18 protein-coding genes are annotated in these 16104 nt (G+C 69.8%); 5 read left to right on the forward strand and 13 right to left on the reverse strand.

What is annotated here, in order from left to right; translation table 11 throughout:
• The 5 genes from QR78_RS29105 to QR78_RS29125 form a co-directional block, all read right to left on the reverse strand.
• Positions 1–1190: adenylosuccinate synthase (locus tag QR78_RS29105; RefSeq protein ID WP_048431110.1), on the reverse strand; the 1190-nt coding region annotated here is incomplete at its 3' end.
• 161 nt (positions 1191–1351) lie between these two features.
• Positions 1352–1714: a hypothetical protein gene (locus QR78_RS29110; protein WP_048431111.1), complete on the reverse strand. Its 363-nt coding sequence runs from the start codon at positions 1712–1714 to the stop codon at positions 1352–1354.
• Between the two features lie 67 nt (positions 1715–1781).
• Positions 1782–2102 carry a HigA family addiction module antitoxin gene (locus QR78_RS29115; RefSeq protein WP_048431112.1) on the reverse strand — a complete coding sequence of 107 codons (321 nt, stop codon included), beginning with the start codon at positions 2100–2102 and terminating at the stop codon, positions 1782–1784.
• Positions 2103–2148: 46 nt separating this feature from the next.
• Positions 2149–2430, reverse strand: coding sequence for a type II toxin-antitoxin system RelE/ParE family toxin (locus QR78_RS29120; protein ID WP_048431113.1), 282 nt, complete (start codon positions 2428–2430; stop codon positions 2149–2151).
• Positions 2431–2621: 191 nt separating this feature from the next.
• Positions 2622–3473 (reverse strand): D-amino-acid transaminase, encoded by an 852-nt coding sequence (locus QR78_RS29125; RefSeq protein ID WP_048431114.1) that lies wholly within the window; start codon positions 3471–3473, stop codon positions 2622–2624.
• A gap of 197 nt (positions 3474–3670) precedes the next feature.
• Between QR78_RS29125 and QR78_RS29130 the strand changes: the two genes are divergently transcribed.
• On the forward strand, positions 3671–4597 hold the full coding sequence (locus QR78_RS29130) for a dihydrodipicolinate synthase family protein (RefSeq protein ID WP_048431115.1): 927 nt from the start codon (positions 3671–3673) through the stop codon (positions 4595–4597).
• An 11-nt stretch (positions 4598–4608) separates the two neighbouring features.
• Here the strand turns inward: QR78_RS29130 and QR78_RS29135 are convergent, their stop codons facing one another.
• The 4 genes from QR78_RS29135 to QR78_RS36320 all read right to left on the reverse strand — a co-directional run bounded on the left by QR78_RS29135 (position 4609) and on the right by QR78_RS36320 (position 7176).
• Positions 4609–4890: a helix-turn-helix domain-containing protein gene (locus QR78_RS29135; RefSeq protein ID WP_048431116.1), complete on the reverse strand. Its 282-nt coding sequence runs from the start codon at positions 4888–4890 to the stop codon at positions 4609–4611.
• Complete coding sequence (locus tag QR78_RS29140; protein WP_048431117.1) at positions 4880–5209, reverse strand: type II toxin-antitoxin system RelE/ParE family toxin; 330 nt, start codon at positions 5207–5209, stop codon at positions 4880–4882. The genes QR78_RS29135 and QR78_RS29140 overlap by 11 nt, the downstream gene beginning before the upstream one ends.
• A gap of 220 nt (positions 5210–5429) precedes the next feature.
• Positions 5430–6740 carry an adenylosuccinate lyase gene (gene purB, locus QR78_RS29145; RefSeq protein WP_048431118.1) on the reverse strand — a complete coding sequence of 437 codons (1311 nt, stop codon included), beginning with the start codon at positions 6738–6740 and terminating at the stop codon, positions 5430–5432.
• A gap of 142 nt (positions 6741–6882) precedes the next feature.
• A complete protein-coding gene (locus QR78_RS36320; protein ID WP_244276233.1) occupies positions 6883–7176 on the reverse strand; it encodes a CU044_2847 family protein in 294 nt (97 codons plus the stop codon).
• A 44-nt stretch (positions 7177–7220) separates the two neighbouring features.
• Here QR78_RS36320 and QR78_RS29150 point away from each other — a divergent pair, with 44 nt between their 5' ends.
• Both QR78_RS29150 and QR78_RS29155 read left to right on the forward strand, forming a co-directional pair.
• Positions 7221–7688, forward strand: a complete 468-nt coding sequence (locus QR78_RS29150) for a hypothetical protein (RefSeq protein ID WP_048431119.1) — start codon at positions 7221–7223, stop codon at positions 7686–7688.
• Between the two features lie 260 nt (positions 7689–7948).
• On the forward strand, positions 7949–9706 hold the full coding sequence (locus tag QR78_RS29155) for a tetratricopeptide repeat protein (RefSeq protein WP_053221149.1): 1758 nt from the start codon (positions 7949–7951) through the stop codon (positions 9704–9706).
• A gap of 38 nt (positions 9707–9744) precedes the next feature.
• Here the strand turns inward: QR78_RS29155 and QR78_RS29160 are convergent, their stop codons facing one another.
• From QR78_RS29160 to QR78_RS29170, 3 genes are all read right to left on the reverse strand, one after another.
• Entirely contained in the window at positions 9745–11637 is a 1893-nt protein-coding gene (locus QR78_RS29160) for an autotransporter domain-containing protein (RefSeq protein WP_053221150.1), read from the reverse strand.
• Positions 11638–11794: 157 nt separating this feature from the next.
• Positions 11795–12547 carry an arginyltransferase gene (locus QR78_RS29165; protein ID WP_048431120.1) on the reverse strand — a complete coding sequence of 251 codons (753 nt, stop codon included), beginning with the start codon at positions 12545–12547 and terminating at the stop codon, positions 11795–11797.
• A gap of 163 nt (positions 12548–12710) precedes the next feature.
• Positions 12711–13232, reverse strand: coding sequence for an RDD family protein (locus QR78_RS29170; protein ID WP_048431121.1), 522 nt, complete (start codon positions 13230–13232; stop codon positions 12711–12713).
• A 306-nt stretch (positions 13233–13538) separates the two neighbouring features.
• Here QR78_RS29170 and QR78_RS29175 point away from each other — a divergent pair, with 306 nt between their 5' ends.
• Positions 13539–13823: a hypothetical protein gene (locus QR78_RS29175; protein ID WP_053221151.1), complete on the forward strand. Its 285-nt coding sequence runs from the start codon at positions 13539–13541 to the stop codon at positions 13821–13823.
• Positions 13824–13952: 129 nt separating this feature from the next.
• Positions 13953–14867, forward strand: a complete 915-nt coding sequence (locus tag QR78_RS29180; protein ID WP_053221152.1) for a transporter — start codon at positions 13953–13955, stop codon at positions 14865–14867.
• A gap of 18 nt (positions 14868–14885) precedes the next feature.
• Here QR78_RS29180 and QR78_RS29185 read toward each other — a convergent pair.
• Positions 14886–16104 (reverse strand): threonine ammonia-lyase (locus tag QR78_RS29185; protein ID WP_048431122.1); only part of this gene is annotated, 1219 nt, incomplete at its 5' end.

Below are 16104 nucleotides of genomic sequence, written 5' to 3' on the forward strand. Positions count from 1 at the left end.
GGCGGACGCTCCTGGGCCGGCAGGTCGGCCCAGGAGCGTCCGCCCGCGGTGGTCTCGCTCCAGCCCTCGAAGGCCTCGTAGATCGGCTCGACCCGGGCCTGGTCGGCCTGGCTCGCCGGCAGGTGGTCGATCTCGCGGCCGTCGAGGCGGTAGCCGGTGCAGATCTGGATCGTCTCGAAGCCGTCCAGGATGTCGAGCTTCGTGAGCGCGATGCCGTCGATCCCCGAGGTCCGCACGGTCTGGCGCACCAGGGCGGCGTCGAACCAGCCGCAGCGGCGCTTGCGGCCGGTCACGACGCCGAACTCGCGGCCGCGCTCGCCGATCCGCTCGCCGATCGCGTCGGTGAGCTCGGTCGGGAACGGCCCCTCGCCGACCCGGGTGGTGTAGGCCTTGACGATGCCGAGCACGTAGCCGATCGCGCCCGGGCCGAGGCCCGACCCCGTCGCCGCCTGCGCGGCCACGATGTTGGACGAGGTCACGTACGGGTAGGTGCCGTGGTCGACGTCGAGAAGGGCGCCCTGCGCGCCCTCGAACAGGATGCGCTTGCCCGAGCGGCGGGCGTCGTCGAGGAGCGACCACACCGTGTCGGCGAAGGGCAGGATCTTGGGGGCGATGGCGAGCAGCTCGGCCTTCAGCGCCGCGCCGTCGATCTCGTCGATGCCCAGCCCCCGGCGCAGGGCGTTGTGGTGGGCGAGCAGCCGCGAGATCTTGGCATCGAGCATCTCGGCATCGGCGAGGTCGACGACGCGGATCGCCCGGCGGCCGACCTTGTCCTCGTAGGCCGGGCCGATGCCGCGCTTGGTGGTGCCGATCTTGAGCACCGCGTTCGAGGTCTCGCGGAAGTGGTCGAGCTCGCGGTGCAGCGGCAGGATCAGCGTCGCGTTGTCGGCGATGCGCAGGTTCTCGGGGGTGATGGTCACGCCCTGCTGGCCGATCCGGGCGATTTCCTCCACGAGGTGCCAGGGATCGACCACCACGCCGTTGCCGATGACCGACAGGGTGCCGCCGCGCACCACGCCCGAGGGCAGGAGCGACAGCTTGTAGGTCACGCCGTCGATGACGAGGGTGTGGCCGGCATTGTGCCCGCCCTGGAAGCGCACCACGACATCGGCCTGCTCGGAGAGCCAGTCGACGATCTTGCCCTTGCCCTCGTCGCCCCACTGGGCGCCCACGACGACGACGTTCGCCATATCACTACTACCCGTCCCTGCCCGCCGCGCGAAAAGCCCCGGCGCACGAGGCGCGGGGCTGATCGGCTGCGAATGGTGTCACGCGTATGCGCTCTTCGGCGATCCGGGCCGGGAAATCAAGCTGGGCCCGGGAGATGCGTCAGGCGCGCGGGGACAGGGGCCTACTTCGCCTCGGTGCCGGGACCCTGGCCCGGCAGCTCGCCGGGCTTGATCACCGGGGTCGAGTTCGGGGTCGGATCCGGCGGCCTCACCGCCATGTCGGGCGTGCCGGTGGCCGGCGGCTTGATCACGCCGTCGGAGCGCTGGAGCTTGTCGCTCAGCGTCGAGCCAGTGGTGTCGGACTTGTCGGCGTTCGAGGTCGCATCGCCGGGCCGGACCTTCTCGGGGATGGTCTGGTTCAGGGGCGGCAGGTTCGGATCGCGGTCGCGCCCCTTCAGGGGTACCTCGGGCGACTGGGCGAGGGCGGCGGTGGCGCCGGCGACGATCGCCAGCGCGGCGAGCCCGCCGCGCATCAGCTTGGACATCGGGTTTCTCCTGCAAGTGGAGTCTCCCGAAGGAAACCGGGCCGGCTCCCGAGGGTTCCGGCCGCGCTTAGGCCGCCTCTCGCTGCAGGGGGCGGATGTCGTCCATCGCCGCACCGATCGCCGCGCGGGCGGTCAGCAGGTCGAAACGGCTCTGGAGGTTCACCCAGACCTGCGGGTCCATTCCGAAATAGCGTCCGAGCCGCAGGGCGGTATCGGCGGTGATGCCGATCTCCTCGCGGGCGATGCGCTCGATCCGCGTCCGCGGCACGCGACACGCCTTCGCGATGGCGTAGGCCGTCAGGTTCAGCGGAACCATGAACTCTTCCCGCAGCACCTCGCCCGGGTGCATCGGCGGCAGGACGGTATCGCTCTCGTACTCGGTGCTCATGCCGGTCGTCTCCCACGGAGCAGGGCGCTGCCCGGAACGGTGGTCATCAGTGATAGTCGACGATCTCCACGTCCTCCGGTCCGATTTCCGTCCAGCGAAAGCACACGCGGAACTGATCGTTGATCCGGATGGCGTGTTGCCCGGCGCTCGTGCGGAGCAGCGGATGCAGCTTGTTGCCCGGCGGAACCTTCAGGGCGTCGAGGGAGGTTGCCGCGTCCAGATAGTCGAGCTTGCGCCGGGCCGTCTTGAGAATGTCGGCCGGGATACCCTTCGGATGCCGTCCCTCGAAGACGTGGCGGGTCCGGTCATCGGCGAAGCTGCGGATCACGAGGCGGCCCCCTCATCGGCATTTGGTATCGCACGCCGATACGGTCTGATCAAGCGAGACGTATCGGCGCCCGATACGAGCGCGTCGCGGTCTCCGTCGGTCGCCGCGGACATGCCCGGGACTTTCCGGGGCAATCCGCGAGCGAGCCGGCCGTCCGCGGCAGGCGGAACGACGCGCAGCCGTCCTTGCCGTCAGCCGGCCCTGGCCATCTCCAGGTAGAGGTCGCGCAGGCGCCGGGTCATCGGGCCGGGCTGGCCGCCGCCGACCCGCTTCCCGTCGATCTCGATCACCGGCATCACGAAGGCCGAGGCCGAGGTGAAGAACGCCTCGGCGGCGGCCTCCGCCTCCGCGACCGTGAAGGCGCGCTCCTCGACCGTGAGCCCGTTCTCCTCGGCGAGCCGCATCACCGCGCGGCGGGTGATGCCGGGGAGCAGGGCCGTCGAGAGCGGGCGGGTGACGATACGGTTGTCCTCGGTGATGATGAAGGCGGTGGAGGAGCCGCCCTCGGTCACGAAGCCGTCCTCGTGCATCCAGGCCTCGGCGACGCCGGCGGCGGCGGCCTGCTGCTTGGCCAGCACCTGCGCGAGCAGGGCCACCGACTTGATGTCCCGGCGCTTCCAGCGCAGGTCCTCGACGGTGATGACCTTCGCGCCGCGCTCGGCCAGCGGGTTGGCCGAGACGGTCTTGGCTTGCGTGAACATCACCACGGTCGGCGGCGTGCCCTCGGGCGGGAAGGCGAAGTCGCGCTCGGCGACGCCGCGGGTCACCTCCATGTAGACGAGGCCTTCCTCGAGGCCGTTGCGGGCGACCAGCTCCTCCTCGAGCCTCGTCCACTCGGCGATGCTGTGGGGGTTGCGGATGCCGATCTCGGAGAGCGACCGGTCGAGGCGCGCGAGATGGGCCTCGTTGTCGACGAGGCGCCCGTCGAGCACCGCGCTCACCTCGTAGATCCCGTCGGCGAACAGGAACCCGCGGTCCATGATCGGGATCGTCGCCTCCTCGAAGGGCACGAAGCGGCCGTTGACGTAGACGATGCGGGACATGGCGGGTCTTCCTCTCGCGGGGCCGGCGGCGCGGCCATACACGAACAAGTCGCCCTTCAAGCACCACGCGGCGCCCGGCGGCAAGCGCGATTCCGGCCGCCCCGCCCTGCGCGAATCAGGCGGGCCCCCGGCGCGCGGGGCGGTTGCGCTCCGTTGCGCGCGCGACCTATCGTTCGCCGACACGGAGAGGACACGACATGCGGCTCACCCCCGACGCGAAGGGCGTCTTCCCCATCGCCCCGACCCCGTTCCACCCGGACGGCCGCATCGACGAGGCCTCGATCGACCGGATGACCGATTTCTACGGCGAGATCGGCGCGACCGGCCTCACCGTGCTCGGCATGATGGGCGAGGCGCCCAAGCTCGACGGCGCCGAGGCGATCGCGGTCGCCTCCCGGGTGATCCGGCGCACCAGGCTTCCCGTCATCATCGGCGTCTCGGCCCCGGGCTTCGCCGCCATGGGCTCGCTCACCCGCGCCGTCATGGAGGCGGGCGCAGCCGGCGTGATGATCGCGCCGCCGCCGTCCTTGCGCACCGACGACCAGATCGTCGGCTACTACGCCCAGGCCGCCGAGGTGATCGGGCCGGACGTGCCGTTCGTGATCCAGGACTACCCGCTGACCCTGAGCGTGGTGATGACGCCGGGCGTGATCCGCCGCATCGTCGCCGACAACGCCAATTGCGTGATGCTCAAGCACGAGGACTGGCCGGGCCTCGAGAAGATCTCCGCGCTGCGCGCCTTCCAGCGCGACGGGTCGATGCGGCCGATCTCGATCCTGTGCGGCAATGGCGGCCTCTTCCTCGACTTCGAGTGCGAGCGCGGCGCCGACGGGGCCAATACCGGCTACGCCTTCCCGGAGATGCTGGTGGATGTCGTCCGCCTCTCGGCGGCCGGCGAGCGGGCGCAGGCGCACGACATCTTCGACGCCCACCTGCCGCTCCTGCGCTACGAGCAGCAGCCCGGCGTCGGCCTCGCGGTGCGCAAATACGTGCTGATGCGCCGGGGCATCCTCGCTTCGGACGCCCAGCGCAAGCCCGCCGGCGGCCTGTCGGCGGCGGCCCGCGCCGAGGTGGACTTCTTGCTGGAGCGCCTGGGGCGGCACGACCCGCGGGCGCGGGTCTGACCCTTTCAGCCTCAGGCGGCATCCTCCAGGTGGATGCGCAGGACGAAGCCGGCGGCGGTGGCGATGTTGACGAGGGCGTCGAGCGAGAACTTGTCGAGCTTGCCGCGCATCATGTCGTTGAGCCGCGGGCGCGTCAGGCCCAGGCGGGCCGCCGCCTGCTCCTGAGGCAGGTCCCAGCTCCGGATCCGCTCGCGGATCTGGAGCAGCAGGTCCGCCCGCGCCGTCATGTTGGCGGCTGCCGCCGGATCGTCGGTCAGGGCGTCGAAGACGTTGGCGAAGGTCTCAGTCGTCATGTCGTGCCTGCCAATCCCTAAGTCGTTTGGCCGCAAGTTCGATATCGGTCCGGGCCGTCTGCTGCGTCTTCTTCTGGAAAGCGTGCAGCACCAAGACGCGATCCGGCAGCGTCGCCAGGTAGATGATTCTGAATGCGCCGGACCTTTCCCGGATGCGGATCTCCCTCACTCCCGGGCCGACCGTCTTCATCGGCTTCCAGTCGCTCGGCTCCAGGTCCGTCTGGACGGCCCGCAGCTCGACCCCGGCCTGATAACGCGCCGCATCGGGAAAGTGCTGCAGGACGCTGCGGCTGTCGCCGAGGAAGGAAATCGGTTTCACGCGACGAGTGTATCATATTCGATACAGGGGCGCGACTCCACGGACGGTTCATGGCTTACGGTGATGTCGCCTCTATCTATGGGCGATCGATCGCCATCACGTGCGGCATCATCAGATATCGCTTAGTTAAAAATATTTATGATAAAAATATTATATGATATTTCTTCGATAAACGAGAGTCTCATGCGGCCGGGCGCCGCGCGGCGCCCGGCCTTTCATCTTACTCTGCCGACCCAAACACCCGCCGGAAGATCGTGTCGACGTGCTTGAGGTGGTAGCCGAGGTCGAAGCACTCGGCGATCGCCTCGGGCTTGAGCGCCGCGGTGACTTCCTTGTCGGCCTGGAGCAGGGTGAGGAAGTCGCCCTCGCCGCGCCAGACCGGCATCGCGTTGCGCTGGACCAGCCGATAGGCGTCCTCGCGCGACACGCCGGCTTGCGTGAGCGCCAGGAGCACCCGCTGCGAGTGGACGAGGCCGCCGAGCCGGTCGAGGTTGCGCTGCATCTGCTCGGGATAGACCAGCAGCTTGTCGACCACGCCGGTGAGGCGGGCGAGCGCGAAATCGAGGGTCACGGTGGCGTCCGGGCCGATCATCCGCTCGACCGAGGAATGCGAGATGTCGCGCTCGTGCCAGAGCGCCACGTTCTCCATCGCCGGCAGCGCGTAGGACCGGACCATGCGGGCGAGGCCAGTCAGGTTCTCGGTCAGCACCGGGTTGCGCTTGTGCGGCATCGCCGAGGAGCCCTTCTGGCCCTCGGAGAAGTACTCTTCCGCCTCCAACACCTCGGTGCGCTGGAGGTGGCGCACCTCGATCGACAGCCGCTCGATCGACGAGGCGACGACGCCGAGCACCGCGAAGAACATCGCGTGGCGGTCGCGCGGGATGACCTGGGTCGAGACCGGCTCGACCGTGAGGCCCATCTGGGCGGCGACGTACTCTTCCACCCGCGGGTCGATATTGGCGAAGGTGCCGACCGCCCCCGAGATGGCGCAGGTGGCGATCTCGGCGCGGGCCGCGACGAGACGGGCGCGCGCCCGCTCGAACTCGGCATAGGCCTGGGCGAGTTTGAGCCCGAAGGTGACCGGCTCGGCGTGGATGCCGTGCGAGCGGCCGATGGTCGGGGTGAGCTTGTGCTCGAAGGCCCGGCGCTTGAGCGCGGCCAAGAGCCCGTCGATGTCGGCAATGAGCAAGTCGGCGGCGCGGGCGAGCTGCACGTTGAGGCAGGTATCGAGCACGTCCGACGAGGTCATGCCCTGGTGGACGAAGCGCGCCTCTGGCCCGACGATCTCGGCGAGATGGGTCAGGAACGCGATCACGTCGTGCTTGGTGACGCGCTCGATCTCGTCGATGCGCGCGACGTCGAACACCGCGTCGCGGCCCTTCTCCCACACCGTCGCGGCGGCCTCCTTCGGCACGACGCCGAGTTCGGCGAGCGCGGTCGTGGCATGGGCCTCGATCTCGAACCAGATCCGGAAACGCGTCTCCGGCGACCAGATCGCCGTCATCTCGGGCCGGCTGTAGCGGGGGATCATCGTCGGGGCTCCTGCTCGTCGGGGCGGGGGGTGATGCCGCGACGGCTAGGGGAAGCGGGTCGAGAAGGCAAGGAAGGGGAGGGCGGTGGCCCGCGCCGCCCACCGGTGCATGCCTTTCCCTCGTCCCGGCGACTTGCCCCGGCTATTTGCCGTTTCCCCAGGTCAGCGTGACCTCTAACTCGGCCTCGGTGTCGCCCGAGACGATCCACAGGTCGCACTCGCCGGTGAGCGAGGCGCCGAACTCCATCTTGATCCCGTCCGGCCGGTTCGGCAGGGCGCCGACCGTCTCCTCCATCGCCTTCACCAGGCCGGCGAGCGAGCCGAGCGCCGTCTTGAACTGTCCTTGGTCTTGCGCGCGACGTCGTCGGCGATGCCGATTTTCCCCATCGCCCCGCCCTCTGGCGCGCCGATCAGGACTTGGTGCCCGTCCGGCAATTCGACTATCATCCGGGCCGTCATGATCTGGATCTCCGCCGCTCGATGATTCAGAAGAGCCTCGTCCACATCTACGCGACCCATCCGCGCCGCACTTTCGTCGGCTGCGGCGCGTTCATCGAGGGTGGCTACGTCGCGACATGCCGTCATGTCTGGACGACGGCGACGGCAAAAGACGGAGGCACTGAGACGCAGGTCGAGATCATCTTTCCTTATCATCGCGATCCCGCCGCGTCGGCCATCGTCGGATCGCTCTTGAGCGACTGTGATCTCGGCCGGGGACCTGCGCCGGACCTGGTGCTCCTGTCGCCCAGTGCGGTCCCGCCCGACATCGTTGCCTTGCAGGCCGCCGCCGACACGGCCAGGGAGACGGGGGAGGCACAGGCCTTGGCCGGGTTGGTCGATCCCGGGCGTCCGGGCGGCCCGTTCCAGGTCGAGATCATCGGGAAGCTCGCCGAGATGATCGGTGCGGATGGACTGCGCCAGTTCACCGGCGCGAATTCCGCCGGCTAATGGCCGAATCGCGGCTCCAGCGGCTCACCCGTCTTCCTGACCAGGGGCCAGCAGCTCGCCGGCGTCCTCAGCCTCGCGACCTTCCAGGGGAATGTCGGCGAGACCCATCTCCGGGAAGCCTACGTGGTGCCCGGTACGGTCGTCCGGGAGCATCTCATCGCGTTCCAGGCCCTTCCGGTCGCGAGGGAGAATCATATTCCGTTTGCCGATTTGCAGCACATTCTCGAAAGACCATTCTCGAAAGACTTGGAGCTCAGAATATGGCGGTCGCCGACATTCCGAGGCTGCTGCGGGAGTACATCAAGGTGTCCCGGGCCCATGGCCGAAAGCCGCCGGCCCCGTCGAACGATGTCGACATCGCTGCCACCGTCGAGCGGTCGCGAAGCCTGGTTCAGGATCTCAAGCCGAGCGAAGCCCTGAGCGTCCTGACCGCACGCATCGCCGAGGAGAACGAAGCGCATGCACGGCGCCTGATTCCGCTCCTGAAGGAGCAGGCCGAGGTGCAGCGCATCCTGTCCGATCATACCGGCAGGTTGGCGATACTTGAGGAAATCGCGCGGATTGGCGGTTCCGATGCAGCTTTGTGGGGCGAGATCGGCGATATCCAAATCTTGCTGGGAAACAGCCAGGATGCGCTAGGAGCTTATCACCGCGCTCGTTCTGCAGCGATGGCGGATCAAGACGAACGCAATATCTCGAACAGTCACGAGCGGATCGGCGACGTTCTGGTGGCGCAGGGTGATGGAGCCGAAGCTCTGGCGGCGTACCAGGCTTCGCTCGCGCTCCGCACCGTTCTCGCTCAGCGCGATCCGGCCAACACGGAGTGGCAGCGCGATTTGTCGGTCAGTCATAATAAGATCGGCGACGTTCTGGTGGCGCAGGGCGATGGAGCCGGAGCCCTGGCGGCGTACCAGGCTTCGCTCGCGCTCCGCACCGCTCTCGCTCAGCGCGATCCGGCCAACACGGAGTGGCAGCGCGACCTGTCGGTCAGTCACGACCGGATCGGCGACATTCTGGTGGCGCAGGGTGATGGAGCCGGAGCCCTGGCGGCGTACCAGGCTTCGCTCGCGCTCCGCACCGCTCTCGCTCAGCGCGATCCGGCCAACACGGAGTGGCAGCGCGACCTGTCGGTCAGTCACAGTAAGATCGGCGACGTTCTGGTGGTGCAGGGTGATCGAGCCGGAGCCCTGGCGGCGTACCAAGCCGGGCTGGACATTGCCCGGAGCCTCGCTCAGCGCGATCCGGCCAACACGGAGTGGCAGCGCGACCTGTCGGCCAGTCACGATCGTATCGGCAATGTTCTGGTGGCGCAGGGTGATGGAGCCGGAGCCCTGGCGGCGTACCAAGCGGGGCTGGACATTGCCCGGAGCCTCGCTCGGCGCGATCCGGCCAACACGGAGTGGCAGCGTGACCTGTCGGTCAGTCACGATCGTATCGGCAATGTTCTGGTGGCGCAGGGCGATGGAGCCGGAGCCCTGGCGGCGTACCAGGCTTCGCTCGCGCTCCGCACCGCTCTCGCTCAGCGTGATCCGGCCAACACTCAGTGGCAGCGCGATCTATCGGTCAGCCACAGTAAGATCGGCGACGTTCTGGTGGCGCAAGGTGATGGAGCCGGAGCCCTGGCGGCGTACCAAGCGGGACAGGACATTGCCCGGAGCCTCGCTCAACGCGATCCGGCCAACACGGAGTGGCAGCGCGATCTGTCGGTCAGTCACAACAAGATCGGCGACGTTCTAGTGTCGCAGGGTGATGGAGCCGGAGCCCTGGCGGCGCACCAAGCGGGGCTGGACATTGCCCGGAGCCTCGCTCAGCGCGATCCGGCCAACACTCAGTGGCAGCGCGACCTCGTGGTTTCCAACGTCAATTTGTCGGAGGTCGTCAAGACAGGAAAACGCGCCTATCTCGAACGCGCCCTTCAGATCGTGCGCGACCTCTACGAAACCAACCGTCTCGCGCCAGTCGATGCCTGGATGCTGGACGACCTCACCCGCCGCCTCAACGACTTCCCAGACGAGTAGGTGACCGGTGGTGCGGACCGGTCGCAGCCCGCGCCACCTCAGAACCGCATCGTCAGCCCGCCATTCACCGCATACCCATCCCCACCCGTCCGGGCGAAGGTGGTGCCGCCGGTGAGCGTCAGGCTCACGCCCGGCGTCACGTCGGCGGCAAGACCCGCCTCGACGAGGCCATAGGTGCCCCGCGCCCCGCGGCCGAGCGGGGTGAGGATCGGCAGGAGCGGGGTCGAGGTGAAGGAGGTCGTCAGCGTGCGGCCGCCATCCAGGAATTCGTGCTCGGCGGTGACGTTGACGAAGGCGCGCACCGGCAGGCCGACGAGGGGGAAGGGCGCGGCGCGGACCTGCAATCCGGCGCGGCCGACGAGCGATTCGAGGCCGGTGGCGCCGACGGCCTGCGTCAGCACCGGGTCGCCCCGCTCGGTATAGGCGCCGACCCGGGTGGTGGCGTAGGTCAGGCCGACGATCGGGCCGAGGCGCACGGGACCGAACGCGTCGAACAGGTAGCCGGCCTTCGCCGCCACCGCGACGCTGTCGCCACTGGTGGCGCCGTTCAGCGGATCGACCACGCCGGGGCGGGTGACCGCGTAGTCGTGGCGGCCATAGGCCAGCACCGCGTCGGCGAAGAGGTTCGTGCCGGTGAACGAGCCGTAGGCGGCAAAGCCGTAGCTGTCGACGTCGATCGCGCCGGCGCCGCCCCGCAAGGACGCGTGCGGGTTGGCGTAGTTGAAGGCGAAGCCGAAGCGCACGCCCGGCATCGGCGTGGCCTCGAGGCCGATCGTGCCGCTCGGGCTGTCGTAATCGTAGCCGGTGGCGAACCCGCGGCTGGCGCGGCTGCCCCCGGCGTATCCGCCCTGTCCCCACACGATCAGCGGGCTCGACGGGGCGCCGAGCGGCGCGACGCCGGTGGTGCCGAGCGCGCCGGTCGTCGCGCCGGGAGCGGGGGCGAAGAGCCGGTAGGCGTCGAGGCGCTGGAGCAGGGATCCGGCGAAGCTCGTCGTGCCGATCTGGCCGAGCTCGGCCTGGGCGGCGATGCCGTTCGGCGCGGCGAGCGCGTTCGCCATGTAGCGCGACAGGACGAGGTAGCCGCCCTCGGTCAGATGGACGCCGTCGAGGGAGAGATACGTGTTCTGCACCGCCTTCGGAGCGCCGATGCAGGCGGCGGCGAGGGCGCAGGGCGTGGTGGTGTTGGCAAAGCCGTAGCGGCCCGGATCGGCGATGATGCGCTGGAAGATCTGGCCGTTGTCGAGGAGGAAGATCCGGGTGCCGGCGGCGGAATACGGCGCGAGGCCGGCCTGCAGCCCGTCGAAATAGGTGCGGGCGAAGAGGTCGGCCGCCGGGGCGTTGCCGGAGGCGGCGACCCGCGGCAGGCCGTTCAGGGTGGTGAAGCCGTTGAACACGATCGTTTGCGCGCCGGCGCCGACGATCTGCCCGACATTGCCGACGGCGTTCGCCGCCGAGATCCGGCCGAGCACCGGCGCCTGGGCGGCGGTGAGCCCCGACAAAGCCGCGCCGATGCCGTCGTTGCCGCCGATGTTGATCGCGACGAGGTCGCCGGCGCCGAGGCGCTGGCCGCGGGCCAGGAACGCCGCCACCTCCTGGGTGAGGCCGGGCAGCAGGGCCGAGCCGACATTGCCGGTGCCGGTCTGGGCGCCGCCGACGGCGTAGTTCGTCACCGCGGCATCCGGCAGGCCGTAGATCGCCTGCAGCCCGTCGACGAAGTTGGCGCCGTTGGAGTAGCGGCCGTTCACGTAGGGAAAGCCGAGGGGCCGGCCGGTGAGGCGCACCACGTTGCCGGTATCGGCGTAGCTGTCGCCGAAGACCGTGAGCCCGGTCACGCCCTGCGCGGCCGCGCCCTCGACGCCCGCGAGCGCCGTGCCGGCGAGCCACGCGGCGATCAGACCTGTCCGGCGCAGCCGCCCGAAATCCTTGCCCATCCGTCGTCTCCCCCGGGGCCTGCGGCGTCGCGGCACCGCTTCGGCATGAAGATGGGGCAGGGCCGGGTGCGTCCGGTCAAGCTTCGTCCGGCCGGGTTACGAAGGCGAAAAAGAAAAGGCCTGGTCCTGTGGCCGGGCGGCGACAGGTCTGGGCCGCTCAGGTCTCCTCGACCCGGGCCCAGCCGTTCGGCATCAGCCGTTCCTGGGGGGTGAACTTGGCCTTGTACTGCATCTTGCGCGAGCCCTCGACCCAGTAGCCCAGATAGAGATACGGCAGGCCAAGGCTGCGGGCGCGCTCGATGTGGTCGAGGATCATGTAGGTGCCGAGGGAGCGCTCGGCCTCGAGGGGATCGTAGAACGAATAGACCATCGACAGCCCGTCGGAGAGCACGTCGGTGAGGCAGACCGCGACCGGCCCGCCGACGCCGCGGCCGTTGATGGCGGTGTCGGGCCCACGCTTGCGGTAGACCACCAGGTGGGTGTCGACGTGGCTGTCCTCGATCATCATGGCGTAGTCGAGCACGGTCATGTCGACCATGCCGCCGTCGCCGTGGCGGGCGTCGAGGTAGCGGCGAAACAGCGCGTACTGCTCCGAGGCCGGCCGGTTGGGCTGGACCTGGCCGACGAGGTCGCGGCTGCGTTTCAGCACCCGGCGCTGGCTGTCGCTCGGCCGGAAGTCGTCCACCACCACCCGCACCGAGATGCAGGCGCGGCAGGTCTCGCAGGCCGGCCGGTAGGCGATGGTCTGCGAGCGGCGGAAGCCCCCCTGCGTCAGGATCTCGTTGAGGTCGCGGGCGCGCCGGCCGACGAGATGCGTAAAGACCTTCCGCTCCTGCTGCCCCGGCAGGTAGGGGCAGGGCGAGGGCGCCGTGAGGTAGAACTGCGGTGCGTCCCGCGGATGGCTGGTCACGCTTCGTCGTGCTCGCAGGCAGGGGCCGGCATCTGCGCCGCCGGGAGGGCCAGGATAGCACCGGCGCGGCCCGCCTCAACAGGCGGGTGGCGCGCCGGCGCCGATTCCCGGGATTTAAGCGCGGCAGGCGCCCGAAGGTTGCAGCCTCCGGGCGGTGGGAGCCTCAGATGTCGCGCACCACCGCGAGGTCGATGACGAGGTCGTGGCCCATGCGCCGGTCGGCCCGCACCACGCCGATGCCGATGTCGAGGAGCCAGAGCAGGAAGGTCGACAGCGCGAGGTAGAACAGCAGCGCGTGGACCGAGGCGGTGATCCAGTCCACCGGCCCGCCGGTCGTCGCCCGCACCGCCCGCAACCCGAGCATCCGCATGCCGAGCGTGCTCTGGCGCGGCCCGCCGACCGTGATGGCGCTGTAGAGGATGCCGCTCGCCGGCAGGATCGCGTAGAGCACCCACGCCACCCCGAAGGTGATGACCCCGAGGAACGAGATCGCCAGCCACAGCAGGCAGCTGAAGCCGAAGATGAACACGATGTCGAGCAGGTAGGCCATGAAGCGCCGCGACAGCGAGCCGTGCGCCACCCGCACCGGCGGCCCGCCCCAGCCCGGCCCGGCCGGCGGATAGGCGCCCTGGTAGGGCCCGCCATAGGGCGCCCCTTGCGGGCCCGTCTGCCAGGAATTCGCCATCGCACCCGTCTCCGTTCTGCACCTGGCGATAAGGTGGGCGCGGCTCGTCTCCGTCTCAAGGGCGACGGTGGCGCGCGGTCTCGCAGCCGCGTCATCCCGAAAAAATCCCGGACGGCGACACTCGGCGTGTCGCTGCGCACATTGTCGTAAATGACGAGGGATTAATTTGAAATTTTACTGATGTGTGCGGACGCACATCAGTAAAATATATCCTCTTACAAGATCTCGATATCGCAGATGGCGGCTTCCAGCAGCGGCAGGATATCCTGCCACGGGGGAAACCGCTCCGGCATCGAGGATCGCCCCATGAAGACGTTCGTCCTCTCGACGCTCGCCGCCACGCTGGCGGTGCCCCTTCTCGCCGGTGCGGCCCTGGCCGATGGCGGCGGGGGCGGGCGCATGCCGGCGGGCGGCGCCCACATGAGCAGCTACGTCCACCATCCCTACCACGACCCGCGCTCGTCCCACTCCCAGATGCGCGGCACGGGGCAGATCCTCGGTGCCCCGATGGTGGCCGAGCGGCCGGGGACGGGGCCGGCGCTGCAGGCGCCGGGGATGCGGAGCTGGGCGGTCCAGCCGGGGCGCCGCTGACGCGTCCGGCCGGGGCGGGTCCGCCTCGGCGCGACGCCGGGACAGGACGGAGCAGCGACGGCGCCACGACGCCAGACAGAAAAACACGCCGTCGCTCGTCGATGAATCAAACGAACGGGAGGACGATCCGTGGCAGCAGACCCCAACGGGAGAGCGCGTCGGAGCGGATGGGAACGGGCCCGTGCCGCGCTGGGCGGGGCGGTCCTTGCGACCTCCGGCCTCGTCGCGGCGGCCGAGCCCGCCCGCGCCGGCTCCGCGGCGCAGCCCGGCCAGTCGCTCGGGCTGCCGGTCGGTGCGCAGATCCCGCACGGCGTGTACTGGATCACCACGACGAATTTCGGCGTCCGCGACACCGGCCCCGGGGTGACGCCGCTCAACGTCAATGCCACGACCCTGGCCTGGGCCACGCCCTGGGACATCCTCGGCGGGCGGCTGCAGCTCTTCGCCGCCGGCTCGTACTCGGCGGTCAGGCCGCAGGACAGCGACTGGCAGAGCGGCCTCGGCCAGCCGCTGCTCGCCGCCCAGCTCGCCTGGGACCTCGGCAACGATTTCGGCTTCAGCTACCTGCTCGGCGGCTACCTGCCGAGCCAGACGGGCTTCGCGACCCAGACCTCGTCCCTGACCCACCGTTTCGCGCTGAGCTACGTCGGCAACGACTGGAACCTGACCGGCCATCTGTTCTACGGCCAGTTCCTCGACACCACGTCGAAGTCGGGCGTCGTCTATCCCGACTACATGAACCTCGACCTGACCGCGACGAAGAAGTTCGGCAAGTGGCAGGTCGGCGGCGTCGCCTTCACCTCCACCGACCTGCCGACCGGCGTGGCGGGGTCCCGCCCGCAGGGGCAGATCGCGGTCGGCGGGCTGATCGGCTACAATTTCGGCCCGGTGAACCTTCAGGCCTACGTCACCCGCGACCTGATCGACCGCAACTACGGCGGCCGCGACACCCGGGCCTGGCTGCGGGCGGTGGTGCCGCTCTATCAGGACAAGCAGGAGGCCGCGCCCGGCCGCACCCTGGTCACCCGCGAGCAGGCGCGCTGAGCCTGACGCGGCGGCGGGTCAGCCTCCCGTCGCCGCGGTCCCGAGCGGGCCGATCCGCCGCGGCTCCAGCCCCTCCTCGCGCAGGGTCTGGAGGATCTCGGCGGTGTGGCCGGGCCCGCGGGTCTCGATCGTCACGTCGATCGAGACGCTCTTGGCCGGCACGTCGAGATGCAGGCGGCCATGCGAGACCTCCAGGATGTTGGCACCCAGGTCGCCGAGGCGCCCCGCGACCTGGCCGAGCACGCCGGGCCGGTCGCTCGCGGTCATGCGGAACGAGATGATCCGGTCCGCGCGCTCCAATTCGCGCACCATCACGGAGGCGAGCAGCCGCGCGTCGATGTTGCCGCCGCACAGCACCAGCCCGACGGTGCGGCCGGCGAACAGGTCCGGGCGGGCGAGGAGCGCGGCGAGGCCGGCGGCGCCCGCGCCCTCGGCGAGGCTGCGCTGGAGCGTGGCGTAGTCGTGCACCGCCCGCTCGATCTGCGGCTCGTCGACGAGGACGATCTCGCGCACGCGGTCGCGGATGATCGGCAGGGTCAGGCGGCCGACGGTCTTGACGGCGATGCCCTCGGCCAGCGTCGGGCCGCCGATCGGCCGGTCCACGCCGTCGATGGCGTTGAGGAAGGAGGGGTAGAGCGCGGCCTCGACGCCGTAGAGCGCCACCCGCGGCCGCAGGCTCGCACCCACGGCGATGCCGCTCATCAGCCCGCCGCCGCCGATCGGCACCACCAGGCAATCGAGGTCGGGGGCGTCCTCCAGCATCTCGAGCGCAATGGTGCCCTGGCCGGCCATCACCAGGGGATCGTCGTAGGGGTGGACCAGCACGAAGCCGTGCGCCGCGACGAGGCGATCGACGGCCGCCGCCGATTCGACCAGGGTCTCGCCCTCCAGGACTACGGTGGCGCCGTGGGCCCGGGTATTTTCCACCTTCACCAGCGGCGTCGTCGCCGGCATCACGATGGTGGCCGGGATGCCGAGGCGCCGGGCGTGATAGGCCACGGCCTGCGCGTGATTGCCGGCGGACATCGCCACCACCCCGCGGCGGCGCTCGTCCGGGGTGAGGGCGCTGAGGCGGTTGACCGCGCCGCGCTCCTTGAAGGCCCCGGTCGCCTGCATGTTCTCGTGCTTGACCAGCACCCGCGCCCCGGTGAGTTCCGACAGGCGCGGCGCCGGCACCAGGGGCGTGCGCAGCACATGGCCGCGGATGGTGTGGGAGGCCCGGACGACGTCGTCCGGG

This window comes from Methylobacterium indicum, from assembly GCF_001043895.1.
In the GTDB taxonomy this organism is placed as follows: Bacteria; Pseudomonadota; Alphaproteobacteria; order Rhizobiales; family Beijerinckiaceae; genus Methylobacterium; species Methylobacterium indicum.